Genomic DNA, 14,303 nt, shown 5'->3' with positions numbered 1-14,303 from the left:
CCTTTTTTCAGATGATTAAATTCATATCCCCGAATTCATGCCATAGATAGCGGTGATCCACCGCCTGCTTATACGCATTGGATAGCAGGTGACGATCGATAAAAGCTGAGAGAAGGTCAAGGTGTGAAGCTTCCGGCTCATGAAAGCCGGTAATGAGAGCATCCACGACTCTAAGCGGGTAGTCCGCATGGATATACAGGTTGGTCCAGCCGGTTCCGGGGCGCAGCTCCCCAAACTCATTCGCGGAAGTTTCCAGTGCACGGACTACTGTTGTTCCTACGGCTAAGATTTTGTTACCCCGGGCTTTGGCATCAAGAATAGTACGAACCGTATCTACAGGAACGATGTACTCCTCAAAATTTTGCTCAGGGCTTTGCTGCCATTCATTTTTTAACAAATAGCTGAGTCCGGTGTGAAGCTGTACGTAGACGATTTGTACGCCGCTATTTTGCAGCTTGAGCAGCAGCTCCCAACTAAATGCTCTTCCAGCTGATGGCATTTCAACGGATCCAGGCATTGTGGCATAGACCGTCTGATAATAATCCAAGCTCCATGGCTGCCCAATATATTCATACCTGACAGGCTCGCCGAGTTGATAAATTTGTTCATACAATTCACTGTCGCATGCTGAAAAATGCAAGGTGTATATCGGTGCTGTTTGCTTCTCGGTAACAGTGGCTTGAAGGGTCGGAGAGAAATGCAGAATACCTCCAATCGAAACATCTGCATCAACGAGTAGAGCTTCCCATGTTGCTGGCCCTTTTTTATGTGACAGTCGAACCTCCACTTGGTTGCAAGCGGCTTCTGCAAGGCACCACTCCGCCTTCAATACTGCGGGAATGGTTCTGCTCGCATTGAGAACGATGACGTCGCCAGGATTCAAAAACGCATTAATTTTATGAAAATGAGTATGATTGATCTCACCGGTTAAGCGGTTCAGAACCATCATGCGAACAAAATCTCTTCGCACGCCTCGTCTTTCAGGAGGCATACTGGCGTTTAATTCCTCAGGCAATTCAAAGGTCATTGCGTCTACTGCCATGAAAAACACCTCCTATTAACGTGTGAATTCCTGTGCGTTGAAGCGCTGTCCATTGAGTTCCTTAGCTTCACTTGAAGCCAAATAGAGGAAAACATCTACAGAATCCTTTGGATCACCCAGTTCGTAATCGCAATCAGGAACGGCTAGGGCATGCATCTCAGTATCCATTTCTCCCGGATCAACCATATTTACTCGAACTCCTGTCCCTTTTACCTCAGCGGCCCAAGTTTGCGTCATGCCCTCCACGGCAAATTTGGATATCCCATAAGCTCCCCAGCCCGCGTACCCAACGTTTCCCGCTTCGGAAGTCAAATTGATGACGGATCCGCTGCCTCGCTGAAGCATTCCGGAGATAACCCGGCGTGTAACAAGGAACGTCCCAACCGCATTCACACGCAGAACCTCAGCAAAATCCTCCTCCGGGTAATCCAGCAAATAGGGGATGGGGCTTAGCCCAAGTATCGAAGCGTTGTTAATCAAAACATCAATGCGTCCAAAAGCGTCTTCGGCCGTCGCCACAAAACCCTCTACATCCCTCGCTTTAGATATGTCCGCGGAGATAGCAAGAACTTTGTCCGCACCAAGTGACAGAGCTTCCTCTTTAACTAGATTTAGATCTTCCAGACCTCGAGCGCAGATTGCGAGTGTGGCTCCTTGCTTAGCGAATGCCTGAGTCAAGGCTTTGCCCAGGCCTTTTGAGGCTCCGGTAATCATGACTACTTGCGCAGCGTCTTTTGCCATAGTAAACACTCTCCGTTTTCATAAAGTAAGAAGTGGTCCATACTTTTTAAACAATAATGTATGTTATGTTTGTATTATAACTGGTAAAATTTATAATATCAATCCACTGATTAAAATAATTCTAAACAGGAGGAGAAGCGCACAAGATAAGAGGGATATATTAGCATGGGATTGCAGCAGATGGTAAAATAGGTCATGATCGAGGACAACTTTAGTCTGGAAAGAGTGAATGTAATGGGACCGATAACGGATCATTTGAGCAAGGATTTGCTGATTTTGTTCATTGGGTATAATCCAAGTATCCGTTCCTGGGAGACTGGCCATCATTATGCGAATCCGACCAATCGGTTTTGGAAAGCCATTTATCTGGCTGGATTAACCCCTAGATTGTATCGACCTGAGGAGGACAGTGAAGTGCTGAGGCTGGGGTATGGCTTTACGAATATTGTTGCCAGACCGACTATTGCAGCAGATGAGATTTCGAAGGAAGAATATAGGGCAGGACGGGTAGAGCTCCGGCATAAAATAGAGCAGTATCGGCCGAAAGTGGCTTGTTTTGTGGGGAAGGGTGTTTATGAGCAATATAGCGGTAAACGCAAGATCGGATGGGGACAGCAGCTCGATCCTGTAACCCCGGGTGTTGTAGAATTCGTATGTCCTTCTACCAGCGGGCTAGTTCGCATGAAGCTGGATGAGATGGTAGGGATCTTTAGCGGGTTGACGGCTTTTATAGTGAAGTGATGCATACGGAAAGCACATTGGCGTAGATAAACAAAAATGCAGCACGGAAGGTGCACAAAAGAGAGGAGTTATCCGAGCCTCTCACGCGCGTGCCCCCGCCTCTCCCAGCGGGTGCACGCCTAGCGGCTCGTACGCCGGCTTCCGGCCCATGTGGCTCCTGTACAGGACGATGTCCTGTACGAGCCACTCGGCCTCGACGCCCATGGTCAGCGCCGCCGCATCCAGCGCGGCGCGAGTCACAGGCCCGCGTGCACGGCGGGCCAAGGTCAAGTGCGGCCGATAAGCTCGCGCTTCGGCCTGAAACCCGTGGCGGGCGCTGACGCGTTCGACCTGGGCCTGGAGCGCGCTCAGCACGTCCAGGTCGCCGGCGAGGCCCGCCCAGAGCACATTCGGCGCCGCAGGTGCGCCGAATGTGCCAAGCCCGGCGACGCGCAGCTGCAGCGCCGCCGCGTCTTGAGCGAGCTGGCGCAGGTCGGCGCTGAGCGCAAGTGCAGCCTCGGGCGAGGAGTCGCCGAGGAACTGCAAGGTCACGTGGACGTCCTGCGGATGCGTCCACTTTTGAAACGGCAGGGCCGTGCGAGCCTCGGCCACCCAGTCTTGAAGATGGCCCTGCAGATCATCAGGCAGGGCAATGCCGACAAAGATCCTGTAAGTCGAGCTGGAATAAGACTGCATAAGAGAGTACTCCTTTTCAGTTGATAAAAAAAGTATAAGTTTTTCGAAACTTCTCTTGCTTCGCATCAACCTTGACAAACGCTCTCGTCTCTAAGGACGGAGCAGCCGTTTATCCTTGCAATATTTAAAAAGTTAATGCTTTTAGCATTGCCACAACAGGTTTTACTTGATGCATCCAGCGAATCTTGCTATCATAGCCATATTACAAATATGCAGAGGTGGGTCAAACATGGGAAATCGGGCGTACAATTTTAATGCAGGACCTGCGGCGCTGCCGCTTGAGGTATTGCAGAAAGCGCAAGAGGAGCTAGTGGAATATCAAGGAATTGGCATGTCGCTGATGGAAATTTCACACCGCAGTACTCATTATGAAAGGGTGAATGATGAGACCCAGCAGCTGCTGAAAGAATTGTTTGGCATTCCGGACGGGTATCAAGTGCTGTTCCTGCAGGGCGGAGCCAGCACGCAATTTGCCATGATACCGATGAACTTTCTTCGTGCAGGAAAATCGGCAAGCTATGTGCTTACTGGAGCATGGGCCGAAAAGGCAGTCAAAGAAGCTCAATTATTCGGGGAAACCATCATTGCGGCAAGCTCGGAAGCAGATAAATTTATGAAAATCCCTGATCTTCGCGATATTAAGATTGATCCCCATGCAGCCTATTTACATCTTACTTCTAATGAAACAATTGAGGGAGCGCAGTTTCAAAGCTTCCCGGACACCGGAAACGTCCCATTGATTGCGGATATGTCCAGTGATATCCTGAGCCGTCCGGTCGATGTCTCCCAATTTTCCATGATTTACGCTGGAGCGCAAAAGAATCTGGGACCTTCCGGGGTAACGGTTGTCATTCTCAAAGACGACATGCTGCAGGATCTGCCGAAGAATATCCCTACCATGCTGCGCTATGACATACATGCAAAGAACAATTCCCTGTATAATACACCTCCCGCGTATTCCGTTTACATGGTGAATCTGGTGTTAAAATGGATCAAAGAGCAGGGCGGTCTAACCGTACTTGAGCAAATAAACCGTAAGAAAACAGCTCTCATCTATAACGCAATCGATCAAAGCGGCGGTTTCTACCGTGGTCCTGTCGATCAGGGAAGCCGTTCGATGATGAATATTACTTTCCGTTTGCAGGATGAGGAGCTGGAGAAGAAATTTGTAAAGGAATCGGAACAAAACGGTTTCGTTGGTCTGAAAGGCCATCGCAGCGTAGGCGGATTAAGAGCCTCCACCTACAATGCGGTACCTTACGAATCCTGTAAGGCCCTTGCCGACTTTATGGTAGATTTCCAGCATCGTAACAGCTGATATAGCTTGAAATAAACCTTGGTTGAAGCCATGTGCGGATACTGAGGTTTTTTGAACACAAAAAAATAGGCACCGCATAGGCACCTATTTTTATCGGATAGTCAGGAGTAAGCGGAGATGGTCAAGCATAGGATTCTTTCGCTACAGGTTCAGTCAGTTTGTAGCCAACGTTCCGAATAGTAACTATATATTCAGGATTGCGTGCGTTGTTCTCGATTTTGTCGCGCAAATGAGAAATGTGCACATCGACGATTCGCGTGTCACCGAGGAAATGATAATCCCACACCCCGTGCAGCAGCTGTTGTCGGCTTAGCACTTTGCCGCGATGCTTGCACAAGAAGAGCAAAAGCTCAAATTCCTTAGGCGTCAGCTCGATCGGGTCCCCATTCATGGAAACCTCGCGCTGATCGGGTTGTACCGAGATTTGGCCAATGTGGATCGGGTTAATTTCACTGGAGGATGGCAATGTTTGAATTCTTCGTATAATGGCTTGAATCCGGGAAATCAGCTCTTGAGGGCTGAAGGGCTTGGTCATATAATCATCGGCGCCGTTATCCAGGCCCGCGATTTTGTCAGAGAGATCTTGCATGGCGGTCAGCATGATAATGGGCACCAAATTGTTCTGTGAGCGCAGCTTCCGACAAACCTGGAAACCATCCATTTTGGGCAGCATCAAATCGAGAATAATCAAATCGGGCCGAAATGATTGGATAGCTTCAAATACGGCCTCTCCATCATATACGCAATGCACCTCGTAGCCGGCAAGCTTTAAATTAAACTCGATCAGCATGGAGATTGAAGGTTCATCATCTACGACTAAAATTTTCTTCTTCATTGCGATAGTCAGCTCCTTTAGGGGGAAGATATACTTATTATCGCAAGATTCTATCAACGACATATTAAGATAAAGTAAAACGAGTGTTAAAATTGAGCGGAATCATCAAATGGAGCTCTGTTCAAGTTGATCATAGAATAACCCGAGGTGAATGATAGATTATGGCCTTTCATATTGTTTTAGTTGAACCAGAGATTCCGGCGAATACGGGGAATATCTCCAGGACGTGTGCGGCAACAGGAACGCATTTGCATTTGGTCCGACCGCTTGGATTTGATACGGATGACAGGACGCTTAAGCGGGCTGGTCTGGATTATTGGCATTCCGTCAAGCTGGATTATTATGATTCATTCGCGGAAGTGCAGGCGCTATATGCGGGTCACCGTTTTTTCCTTGCGTCTACCAAGGCGACAAAACGATATTCGGATTTCACTTTTCAAGATGGTGATTTCTTTGTATTTGGCAAGGAGACCCAAGGATTGCCTGAAGAGCTGCTCCGGGCTAATCCGGATACGCTGCTAAGGCTGCCGATGTCCGATGCCGTGAGGTCGCTGAATTTATCCAACTCAGTAGCGATTTTATTGTATGAAGGATTGCGGCAAACAGACTTTAAGGGACTTACCTAATCGATTCGAAAATTTACCAATATTGCACGTTCTGAGAAGGAATTCATAAATTCACGGCGAATACGTTCCTTAAGAACCTGTTTTCTTGATAAATTAGGTCTTTAGGTGGGTATGCGGATCAGAAAGAGGTGAAGTTTTTATGATGAAGCCAGCAGGTGTTGTGCGTAAGGTTGATCAGCTTGGGCGTATTGTACTTCCTAAATCCCTTCGCAAGCGTTATTTAATGAACGAAGGAGATCCTGTTGAAATTTTGGTGCAGGGGGATCATATTATCCTCGAAAGATACAGACCGAAGTGTGTGTTTTGCGGAAATATGGATCAGGTCAGTGATTTCAAGGAACGCCATATTTGTGGAACTTGTCTCGGGGAAATGAACGAATTGAAGGCGAAGGTATAAAATGTATCCAAAAATAAAAGCATCCATTCTCATCATAAGAGGTTGGATGCTTTTTTTTGTTTACAAGCCTTTAGTTTTATCATCGTTGTAAGAAGCTGTTAGCATCGATACAATGAATAACGCAAATACAGTCATCGTTAACCAAAATGTTGCCGACATGATGCACACCTCCCGGATATATTTTTTATTATACCCAACAGCCCGGAAAAATGAAACGAATAAAATGTGAATTTTCCAGGCAGCTCAGGTTCATTTGAAAAATAGAAAATGAGTCGCCAAGGGCCTCAGCCTGCCGTCGGAAGGGTGATTGATGACATTTCCGTCAAAAACAAGCGTAGAAGACCCGCCTCCATCCAGATTATAAGCATCTTTGACTCCCAACTGAAGCAGCTTATCCTGCAACTCTGCCAAGGTGGCCCCGGAATTGCCGCTCTCGTCATATCCGTCTGTGACCAGGAACAGCAGTTGGTCATTCTTGTAACTGCCAACGATGGTTCTTGACGCGCGTCCTGGCGAAGTTTGCCAGCGAACGGGAATGATCTGTTTGTTCCCGTTTTTCAGCAAGGTAGGAACGAAGGTAGAGCCCATCAGCGGTCCCAGCTTATCGAGCTCCGACTGTTGATTGAATTTACCGCCGATCAGCTTGCGATCCTTGGAAAGCCCAATGAATACCGTATCATTGTTGCTAGGGAAAAACCCGCTCACATATTTGCCGTTGATCACAGTGGTATCCTGCGGAAAACGATTGCCGCGGCTGTCATCGGCAAAACCTCCTGCATTCACCCCGGCGATTGCGCCATAACGCCTCACAGCATCATATGTTGTTTCACTCCCCCCATATTTATCCTTACCGAGCACCAGCTTGACGGCTTTATCGGATTTGAGATTAACCTTGAGGGCATATCCCGAGTAGTTGGCTTCATTGATCGTATACAGCTTGGCATCGATGTTACCTGACACCGCTTGCCTGGAGGGGGTGCCCAGCTTAGCCGAAATACGCCCATCGTAGATCATATTCGGGATTGAAGCCTGAGCAGACGCATTTTTCAGAAGAGCAGCGACAGTCCCGGCGCTTTGTTCATAAAGCTTAAAATACTGCTCGATCGTCGATTTGGTTAGTACCGCATTTGCCTTCGCTTGATCCAGCCTCTGGTTTATACTAAGCGCCTCACTATGAATAGAGAAAGTCTCATTCTTCTCAGTAACCAGTTGAGGAATCTGAATACTGACATGTATCGACAACAGCCAAATCATCGCGCCAAAAAAAGGGGCACATGCGAGCAGGAGCAAGCGGTTCACTTGCCTGACTGTAATCATTATTTCAACACTTCCAGGTTTTTTTGCAGCTCATCCAGCTTCTTTTTCACTTCGGCGAGCTGGGTGTAAAGCTGGTTGCTGTTATCCGTCTTGCTGTTGGCGCTGTCCTTGGTGAAAGCGAGCAGCTCATTCAAGGAGTTGACCTTGGTTTGAAGATTCGACATGTCAGTGCTCATATTCGTTTTCAGCTCGGCCATTTGCTTTTGGTAATCCGCTTGAATGCCATCCAATTGCTGTCGGGTTTGGCTCGCTATGTCTGCTGCAATTTGATGTTTTAAGTGATCTGTGTAAAGCATAGCTCCGGTAACTCCCATGGCAATGAGTACAAACCAACCCATGAAGAGCAGCAGATACGTTTTTCTTTTGCTTTTGGCAGCTCTATCTGCACGTTCAAAAGAAGAGTCAGCGGGAACAGATTTCATGGGCACATCCATTTCAATCACCTCAAAAAAATATTGTCGAAATAAGGAAAAAGTTCACGAATAAGTATATCACATAATATTTATTTAGAGAATTCGTCGAAAAATGCAGGCTAAAAGTCGGTGACTAAAAATTTTGATTGGGAAACAGACAACAATGGTCCAATTATTGACCGATTTCCAGTAAACTTGGGATAGCCTCAAGAAATAACTGCCTAACGGCCACTTATACAGCCTCAGCGTCCAAACTGGGGCTATTTGCCGTTTAACAGACGGTGAAATCGCTGTTACAATAAATGGAGCTATGGCTAATAGGAGGAACCAACATGCCGGACTTGGCTCGAACCAGCCTTATCAATTGGAGGCAATTTAAACGGGAGCCAGTTCCAGAGGAGAAAAAGCTCTCCCGCGACGCTGTGATCTCCTTGATCATCCACTCCATGTTTCAATTTGGAGCTTCCATGTCTGGTGTTTTTTTAAATTTATATTTATGGCGTTTAACCCACAGTCTGACCATTAACGGTACTTATAATATCATTCTTTATCTCACGGTTCCGGTTGCTTTTGCGGTTGGGGGCTGGCTGATCAAGAAGAAGGACCGCATGGTCGCTTGCCGATTGGGCATCGGCCTTACATCCATTTTTTATTTAATCGTTATCCTTGTTCAAGGAACCTTGGTAGAGTATTATGTTTGGTTCGCCATATTTCAAGGGATTGCCCAAGCATTCTATTGGGTTGGCTATTTGACTTTAATGTATGATGTGTCCAATGAACAAAACCGCATCCGTTATTTAGCGTATAATATGATCTTTTTTACAGCAGCTACCTTGGCCGGTCCTGCCTTGGCAGGTTTTATTATTAAGCTTCAGGAAGGCCTGCAGGGATATACGATTGTTTTTGGAATTGCTTTTCTGATGTTTTTCTTGGCGACGCTGGTCAGCTTCAAAATTAAGAAAGCCGGAGGCCGACACAAGCCTTACTATTTGAAATTTACCGGAATTTTGATGAAAAAGAATAGAGTATGGCGTAATTCCTTACTTGGCTTTTTTGTTCTGGGTTTGCTTCAGGGCATTATGCTGTTTCTTCCAAACATTTTACTGTTTCAAGTGATGCCGCGGGAGGACATCGTTGGGTATCTGGGAGCCATTTATTCCAGCTTGAGCATCCTCACAGGCATGTTCATTTCCAGATATGCAAGATCAGATCGTGTGCGATTGTATTTGCTCATTTCGAGCATAGGACTAGTCATCGGAGTTACTTTTTTATTAGGCAGCCTTACTTTGTTTACCGTCATCTCGTTCATGGTTTTATACTCGATCTTCGCGCCGCTGCAGGGTAATTCCATGACCAGCAACTATTACGGATTGATAGCCAAGCTTCCTCTAAAAGGGGAATTGAAAGTGGAAGGCGTCGTCGTTAGAGAAATGTTCATCAATCCGGGAAGGGTCATTTCCATCCTGGTGCTGGTTGTTTTTTCCGGAGATTTTCATGGCAGCTCCATTCCCTGGATTTTGTTCGGAGCAACACTGACCCAGTTTTTCATCATTTGGCTGATGGAGAGTGAATAAGAGAGAAACGAATCGAACCCATTAACCCGTCCCTCCCGTCCCCATTGGGACGGTTTTTTTATTCTACAATGAAATCATACGCGAGATGTAAAACCTGCATCTATTTTTTAAGTTTATTGGTTTACTGAGTGCTGAGATGCAGAACATACATCTGTTTCTGGGAATTAAACTGATTTGAGTAAAATTGGTCTTTTTGAGATGTAGGTTTTGCAGTTTGTGCTGCTGAAAGTAGACTAGTTTGAGTTTTTAGATGTACTTACTGCATCTCGTCATTTTAGCTTTAATGAGGAGTGTCAGTGTAAAAGTTACGAAGTTCAGTAAGGAGGGTAATTAAACAATAATGGAATGAATAGATTGTGCTTCCGTTCAGCGAGTACGCATAGAATTTAAGCTGGATAGTAATTCTATCATTAAGGCAGAAAGGCGGGGCAAAATGGCGAAAATATGGGACAGCCTTATTGTAGGCGGTGGAATAGCAGGACTTCAAGCGGCCATACAGCTGGGAAGATACGGGGATCATGTAATCGTAATTGACTCTGGCTATGGCCGTTCAACATTGTGCAGGAGCTATCACAATATACTTGGATGGCCCGATGGTGTTAGTGGAGAAGAGTTGAGGTCCAAGGGCAGAAAGCAAGCTGAGTCATTTGGTGTTGAATTTGTTTTGGATGAAATTGTTGAGGCAAGAAACTGTTCGTTTGTGAATGCAGGTGAAAATGTAAGTGCAATTGCCAATTTTAATACCAGTTCCGATGCCAATCCCGATCCCGATTCGAATATAGGCTCTTATCCAACTGGTGCGAAACAGGGGAGGTTTGAGTTAGTAGGTAAATCCGGAGAACGTTATTGGGGGCAAACACTCCTGTTGGCTACTGGCTTGCTGGATCGGTTTCCTAATCTGCCTGGACTTGTGCCATGCTTTGGGATGACTGTTTATGTTTGTCCTGATTGTGACGGGTTTGAGATCAAAGATAAATCGACAATAATTATGGGTGCAGGGGATGTGGGAGCTGAAATGGCGCTGCTCTTGGCAGACTCGGCAAGCGAAATGGTGTATGTGAATCATGAACGAAAACAAGTGAAGGCTGAGGCACTAGAGAAGCTGAAACATAAAGGGATTAATCATGTGCAGGAAGAAATTGCCGAGGTGCTGTCGGATGGAAATGGCAAATTTGAAGGGGTAAAGCTGGTTAATGGTAAGATATTAGACGGCGAGCGCGGTTTTATTGCTTTTGGAGGGAACCATGTCAAGTCTGAATTGGCGAAGCAGCTGGGGGTGGAGCGTTTGGAAAATCGGCACCTGCTTGCTGACCCCCGGACCAAGATGACCAATGTTCGCCATGTTTGGGCGGCCGGGGATGTCGGTGTTCATGCCGAGCAGGTGACCATAGCTATGGGTGAGGGCACTCAAGCTGCCGTTTGGATGCACAAAGCACTGGTAAAGAGCCAAGCGGCGTTTTGAGTAATAGCTAGTGCCGAGTCATACATGTTAATCAGTCAAAATCTTTATGGTACCATTCATCGTCGGGAATGTTTAAATCCTCGCCCGAAAAACGCTGCTCTTGAAAAGGTTCAGCTTCATTATGAAAACCAAGCTTCTCCCAATAACCGCCGTGGTCTTCATGCATAAATTCAAAGCCCGTTATCCACTTGGCACTTTTCCAAAAATAAAGTGAAGGGATGAGCAGCCTCAGAGGCCAACCATGTTTAGGGGTAAGCGGTTCACCGTTGTAAGCAAAGGCAAGCAAAGCCTCCTCGGACAGCAGCTTCTTAAGCGGCAGGTTCGTTTCATAATCTTGATCCGCATGAACCATGACATACTTCGTTTTTGGTTCGAGCTTTAAATGCTGGAACAAATCGATGACGCGAATGCCTTCCCACTCGGTATCCAGCTTGGACCAGCGAGTTACACAGTGAATATCACACTGAACTTTGGTACGCGGAAGTGCCATCAGATCGCGGTATGAAATTTTCTTTATCCAGTTCACCAAAGAAGCTGAGGCTCCAGGTGTTCAAGTCATATTCGGGAACTGAACTTTCATGGAGGATCGGAAACCGATCCGTCAGCACTTGTCCGGGAGGAAGCCTGTGGGCAAGCTCGGCTGGAACCGGAGGCAGCTTCATTCTTTGAATTCTTTCTTTTTTGTTCATGATGAAAAATCTCTCATTTCTGCAGTTCAATAGGCTGCGTTTGATCGATAGGGAGATTAAAAATAACATGCTCAAATTCCGTTAATGCTGCGATACCTTGCGGGGTTATATCATACAGGCCGCGGCTCTTGCGAACGAACCAGTTGTAATAGTTTTTTTGCAATAGCCCGCTGACCACTGCATTGCCGGTAAATTCGCGAAGTCTTTTGGGACTCAGCTGACCCTTCTGGTGGATCAGATACACGCAGTGGAGCGCTTTTTCACGATAGGCTGTCATCAGCTTTCGCTGCGAGCTTCCGCCGATATTATAATCACCGCTGCGTTCATGGAATTCGTTCAACATGCTTAGCGCAGCCCTCTTGTTAGAGCGAGGGATATAAGGCGTCGGGTCGCAAACAATGTCAACAACAGGCTGTTTCCGTTGAAAAAATTGCACGGTGATTATACCAAGCCCGAGTCTTCTTCCCAATCGGCGAATATCCTCCCATCCGAGACGATGGGGGGCTTTCCCTTTATGAGGCAGCTCAAAAGCAACATACACTCGCTCACACAGCTTTAAGCGCTCGAGACCCTGCACTAGCAGCGGGATTGTAAAGCTTTTTTTCAGTTCAACGATCACAGGAGGTTCATCACCACGTATTGCCACGAGATCGCAATGCTTTACTTCGCCGCGGACCACATAACCTTTCTGTTCAAAAAAGCTTTTGACCGGAGCATACAGCTCGGTTTCACTGCGAATGGCCATGATGTTTCTCCTTTGAGTGGAGTTCTTAGGTGTCATTATAGCATAAGCTTTGCTAAAATTGAGAGAGAAAGTGAAAGGAATAGAGATCAAAGAAGTGATGATGAAAGATCGAAGATCAGATCAAAGTACAGATAGAAGTACGGATCGAAGAACAGATGATGAAGATCGAAGAAATGATCGAAGAACAGTTATGAAGATCGAAGAGGAAAAGTTTAAGAACAGATGATGAAAGATCGAAAATACGCTTTTAAGGGGGGATGCTGCATGGCTGAGCAAAAGATCCAATCCGTACTCGATCCTTGGGTGAATACCAGCTTTACCTGCAGGTGCGGCAAGCGGCATGAGGTTACGGTGAAGAAAATCGTCCTGGAGCGGGACGCACTGGAAGCTGTGCCCGGCTATCTGCAGGAAGCCGGGTATCGGCACGTGACGCTGGTTGCGGACTCCAGGACGTATGAAGCGGCAGGTGCCCAGCTGCGCGGACTGCTGGAAACCGCGCAGCTGGAGGTTTCGCTCAGCGTCGTCAAGGACAACGCGCTGGGCGAGGTTGCCGCCGACGAAGAGGCAATCGTGCAGGTGCTGCTCGATACACCGCTTTCGTCGCAAGCCCTGCTCGCCGTGGGCGCGGGTACCGTCCACGACATCGTGCGTTTCGTCAGCCACCGCACGGGGCGGACGTTCTTGTCGGTGCCGACGGCGCCCTCGGTCGATGGCTTCGCCTCGGTCGGCGCGCCGATCATCGTCCGCGGGTTCAAGCAGACGATCCCGGCCTCCGCGCCGGAGGCGATCTTCGCCGACCTCGGCGTGCTCGCGGCGGCGCCGCAGGCGATGGCGGCGGCCGGCTTCGGCGACATGCTCGGCAAGCATACGTCGCTTGCCGATTGGGCGCTCGGCCGCCTGCTGCTGGGCGAGCACTACTGCGAGCTGTGCGCGCGCTTAACCCGGGAGGCCGTGGAGCTGTGCACGGCCAATCTGCAAGAGATCGCGCAACGCAGCGAGCTCGGCATGCGCAAGCTCATGGAAGGCCTGATCCTCTCCGGCCTTTCCATGCTCATAGTCGGCCACTCCCGGCCGGCCTCAGGGGCAGAGCACCATCTCTCCCATTACTGGGAGATGGTGTTGCTCCAGCAGCGCCGCGGTGCGCTGCTGCATGGCGCCAAGGTCGGCGTGGCCGCCGTCCTGATGGCGCACGAGTACCGTACGCTGCTGGACCTCTCCTCGGAGGAGGTCCAACAGCGGGCGGCCAGTGCCCCCAGCCGGCAGGAGGATGCGGAGCGCATCCGACGTGCCTATGGGGCCATGGCCGAGCAGGTCATCGCCGAGAATGCGCCGGCGATGGTCCCTTTGGATGCGCAGGCTTTCCGCGCGCATCTCGTGGAGGCATGGGGCGAGGTGAAAGCCATCGCCCATTCGGTTCCCTCTCCAGCGCAGCTCACTGCATGGCTGGAGGCGGTTCAAGGTCCGACCACACCTGCGGAGCTGGGTGTGGAGCCAGAGCTGGTGCAGCTGTCGCTGGACGATGCGCTTTTTGTGAGGAACCGGTTCACGGTTCTTCGATTGAAGCGCTGGCTGCACTAGCCGTTTGATCAGCGGGTCAGCTCTGGCCTCGGCTGACAGCATTTAGACGGATTTTACGTATTATAGTGGGAACACAGCAAGGATGCTTATTATTAAGTCGTTTTTTGCAGCTTAATCGACCGATTTCGAGCTGATGCTACCGAATTCTCC

Annotated in this window: 14 protein-coding genes and 1 pseudogene; 7 read left to right on the top strand and 8 right to left on the bottom strand. The window is 48.3% G+C overall.

The annotated features are described in order from the left end of the window. Window positions 1-7: 7 nt before the first annotated feature. Both BLV33_RS11915 and BLV33_RS11910 read right to left on the bottom strand, forming a co-directional pair. Window positions 8-1,042, bottom strand: a complete 1,035-nt coding sequence (locus BLV33_RS11915; RefSeq protein WP_090791363.1) for an S-adenosylmethionine:tRNA ribosyltransferase-isomerase — start codon at window positions 1,040-1,042, stop codon at window positions 8-10. Between the two features lie 15 nt (window positions 1,043-1,057). Beyond that, a complete protein-coding gene (locus BLV33_RS11910; protein WP_090791360.1) occupies window positions 1,058-1,783 on the bottom strand; it encodes an SDR family NAD(P)-dependent oxidoreductase in 726 nt (241 codons plus the stop codon). Window positions 1,784-2,017: 234 nt separating this feature from the next. On the opposite strand from BLV33_RS11910, the gene BLV33_RS11905 reads away from it, so the two are divergent. Continuing rightward, entirely contained in the window at window positions 2,018-2,524 is a 507-nt protein-coding gene (locus BLV33_RS11905; RefSeq protein WP_090791357.1) for a mismatch-specific DNA-glycosylase, read from the top strand. An 81-nt stretch (window positions 2,525-2,605) separates the two neighbouring features. Here BLV33_RS11905 and thpR read toward each other — a convergent pair whose 3' ends face one another. Then, complete coding sequence (thpR, locus tag BLV33_RS11900; protein WP_171909125.1) at window positions 2,606-3,199, bottom strand: RNA 2',3'-cyclic phosphodiesterase; 594 nt, start codon at window positions 3,197-3,199, stop codon at window positions 2,606-2,608. Between the two features lie 229 nt (window positions 3,200-3,428). Between thpR and serC the strand changes: the two genes are divergently transcribed. Then, a complete protein-coding gene (gene serC, locus BLV33_RS11895; RefSeq protein WP_090791353.1) occupies window positions 3,429-4,517 on the top strand; it encodes a 3-phosphoserine/phosphohydroxythreonine transaminase in 1,089 nt (362 codons plus the stop codon). Between the two features lie 121 nt (window positions 4,518-4,638). On the opposite strand, the gene BLV33_RS11890 is transcribed toward serC, so the two are convergent. Beyond that, window positions 4,639-5,352: a response regulator transcription factor gene (locus BLV33_RS11890; RefSeq protein WP_090791351.1), complete on the bottom strand. Its 714-nt coding sequence runs from the start codon at window positions 5,350-5,352 to the stop codon at window positions 4,639-4,641. A 161-nt stretch (window positions 5,353-5,513) separates the two neighbouring features. On the opposite strand from BLV33_RS11890, the gene trmL reads away from it, so the two are divergent. Further along, window positions 5,514-5,978 carry a tRNA (uridine(34)/cytosine(34)/5-carboxymethylaminomethyluridine(34)-2'-O)-methyltransferase TrmL gene (gene trmL / locus BLV33_RS11885; protein ID WP_090791349.1) on the top strand — a complete coding sequence of 155 codons (465 nt, stop codon included), beginning with the start codon at window positions 5,514-5,516 and terminating at the stop codon, window positions 5,976-5,978. 142 nt (window positions 5,979-6,120) lie between these two features. Then, window positions 6,121-6,375: an AbrB/MazE/SpoVT family DNA-binding domain-containing protein gene (locus BLV33_RS11880; protein WP_171909349.1), complete on the top strand. Its 255-nt coding sequence runs from the start codon at window positions 6,121-6,123 to the stop codon at window positions 6,373-6,375. A 249-nt stretch (window positions 6,376-6,624) separates the two neighbouring features. Here the strand turns inward: BLV33_RS11880 and BLV33_RS11875 are convergent, their stop codons facing one another. Then, window positions 6,625-7,692 carry a phosphodiester glycosidase family protein gene (locus tag BLV33_RS11875; RefSeq protein ID WP_090791345.1) on the bottom strand — a complete coding sequence of 356 codons (1,068 nt, stop codon included), beginning with the start codon at window positions 7,690-7,692 and terminating at the stop codon, window positions 6,625-6,627. Further along, window positions 7,692-8,126: a hypothetical protein gene (locus tag BLV33_RS11870; protein WP_090791343.1), complete on the bottom strand. Its 435-nt coding sequence runs from the start codon at window positions 8,124-8,126 to the stop codon at window positions 7,692-7,694. Before BLV33_RS11870 ends, BLV33_RS11875 begins: the two co-directional genes overlap by 1 nt. Window positions 8,127-8,437: 311 nt before the next feature. Here BLV33_RS11870 and BLV33_RS11865 point away from each other — a divergent pair, with 311 nt between their 5' ends. Both BLV33_RS11865 and BLV33_RS11860 read left to right on the top strand, forming a co-directional pair. Beyond that, the gene (locus tag BLV33_RS11865) at window positions 8,438-9,679 is read left to right on the top strand and encodes an MFS transporter (protein ID WP_090791341.1); all 1,242 of its coding nucleotides are present in this window, start codon (window positions 8,438-8,440) and stop codon (window positions 9,677-9,679) included. A 433-nt stretch (window positions 9,680-10,112) separates the two neighbouring features. After that, on the top strand, window positions 10,113-11,141 hold the full coding sequence (locus tag BLV33_RS11860; RefSeq protein ID WP_090791339.1) for an NAD(P)/FAD-dependent oxidoreductase: 1,029 nt from the start codon (window positions 10,113-10,115) through the stop codon (window positions 11,139-11,141). Window positions 11,142-11,172: 31 nt separating this feature from the next. On the opposite strand, the pseudogene BLV33_RS11855 reads toward BLV33_RS11860, so the two are convergent. Together BLV33_RS11855 and BLV33_RS11850 are read right to left on the bottom strand one after the other, a co-directional pair. Next, a pseudogene (locus tag BLV33_RS11855) lies at window positions 11,173-11,830 on the bottom strand (sulfite oxidase-like oxidoreductase). A 13-nt stretch (window positions 11,831-11,843) separates the two neighbouring features. Further along, entirely contained in the window at window positions 11,844-12,575 is a 732-nt protein-coding gene (locus BLV33_RS11850) for a DUF2161 family putative PD-(D/E)XK-type phosphodiesterase (RefSeq protein WP_090791337.1), read from the bottom strand. 264 nt (window positions 12,576-12,839) lie between these two features. Here BLV33_RS11850 and BLV33_RS11845 point away from each other — a divergent pair, with 264 nt between their 5' ends. Beyond that, the gene (locus tag BLV33_RS11845) at window positions 12,840-14,153 is read left to right on the top strand and encodes a sn-glycerol-1-phosphate dehydrogenase (RefSeq protein WP_090791334.1); all 1,314 of its coding nucleotides are present in this window, start codon (window positions 12,840-12,842) and stop codon (window positions 14,151-14,153) included. Window positions 14,154-14,303: the final 150 nt, after the last annotated feature.

The sequence above is a fragment of the Paenibacillus sp. GP183 genome, assembly GCF_900104695.1.
GTDB lineage: Bacteria > Bacillota > Bacilli > Paenibacillales > NBRC-103111 > Paenibacillus_AI.
The sequence above is the reverse complement of the archived record's forward strand: the minus strand, read 5'-3'. Positions and strand labels throughout refer to the sequence as shown.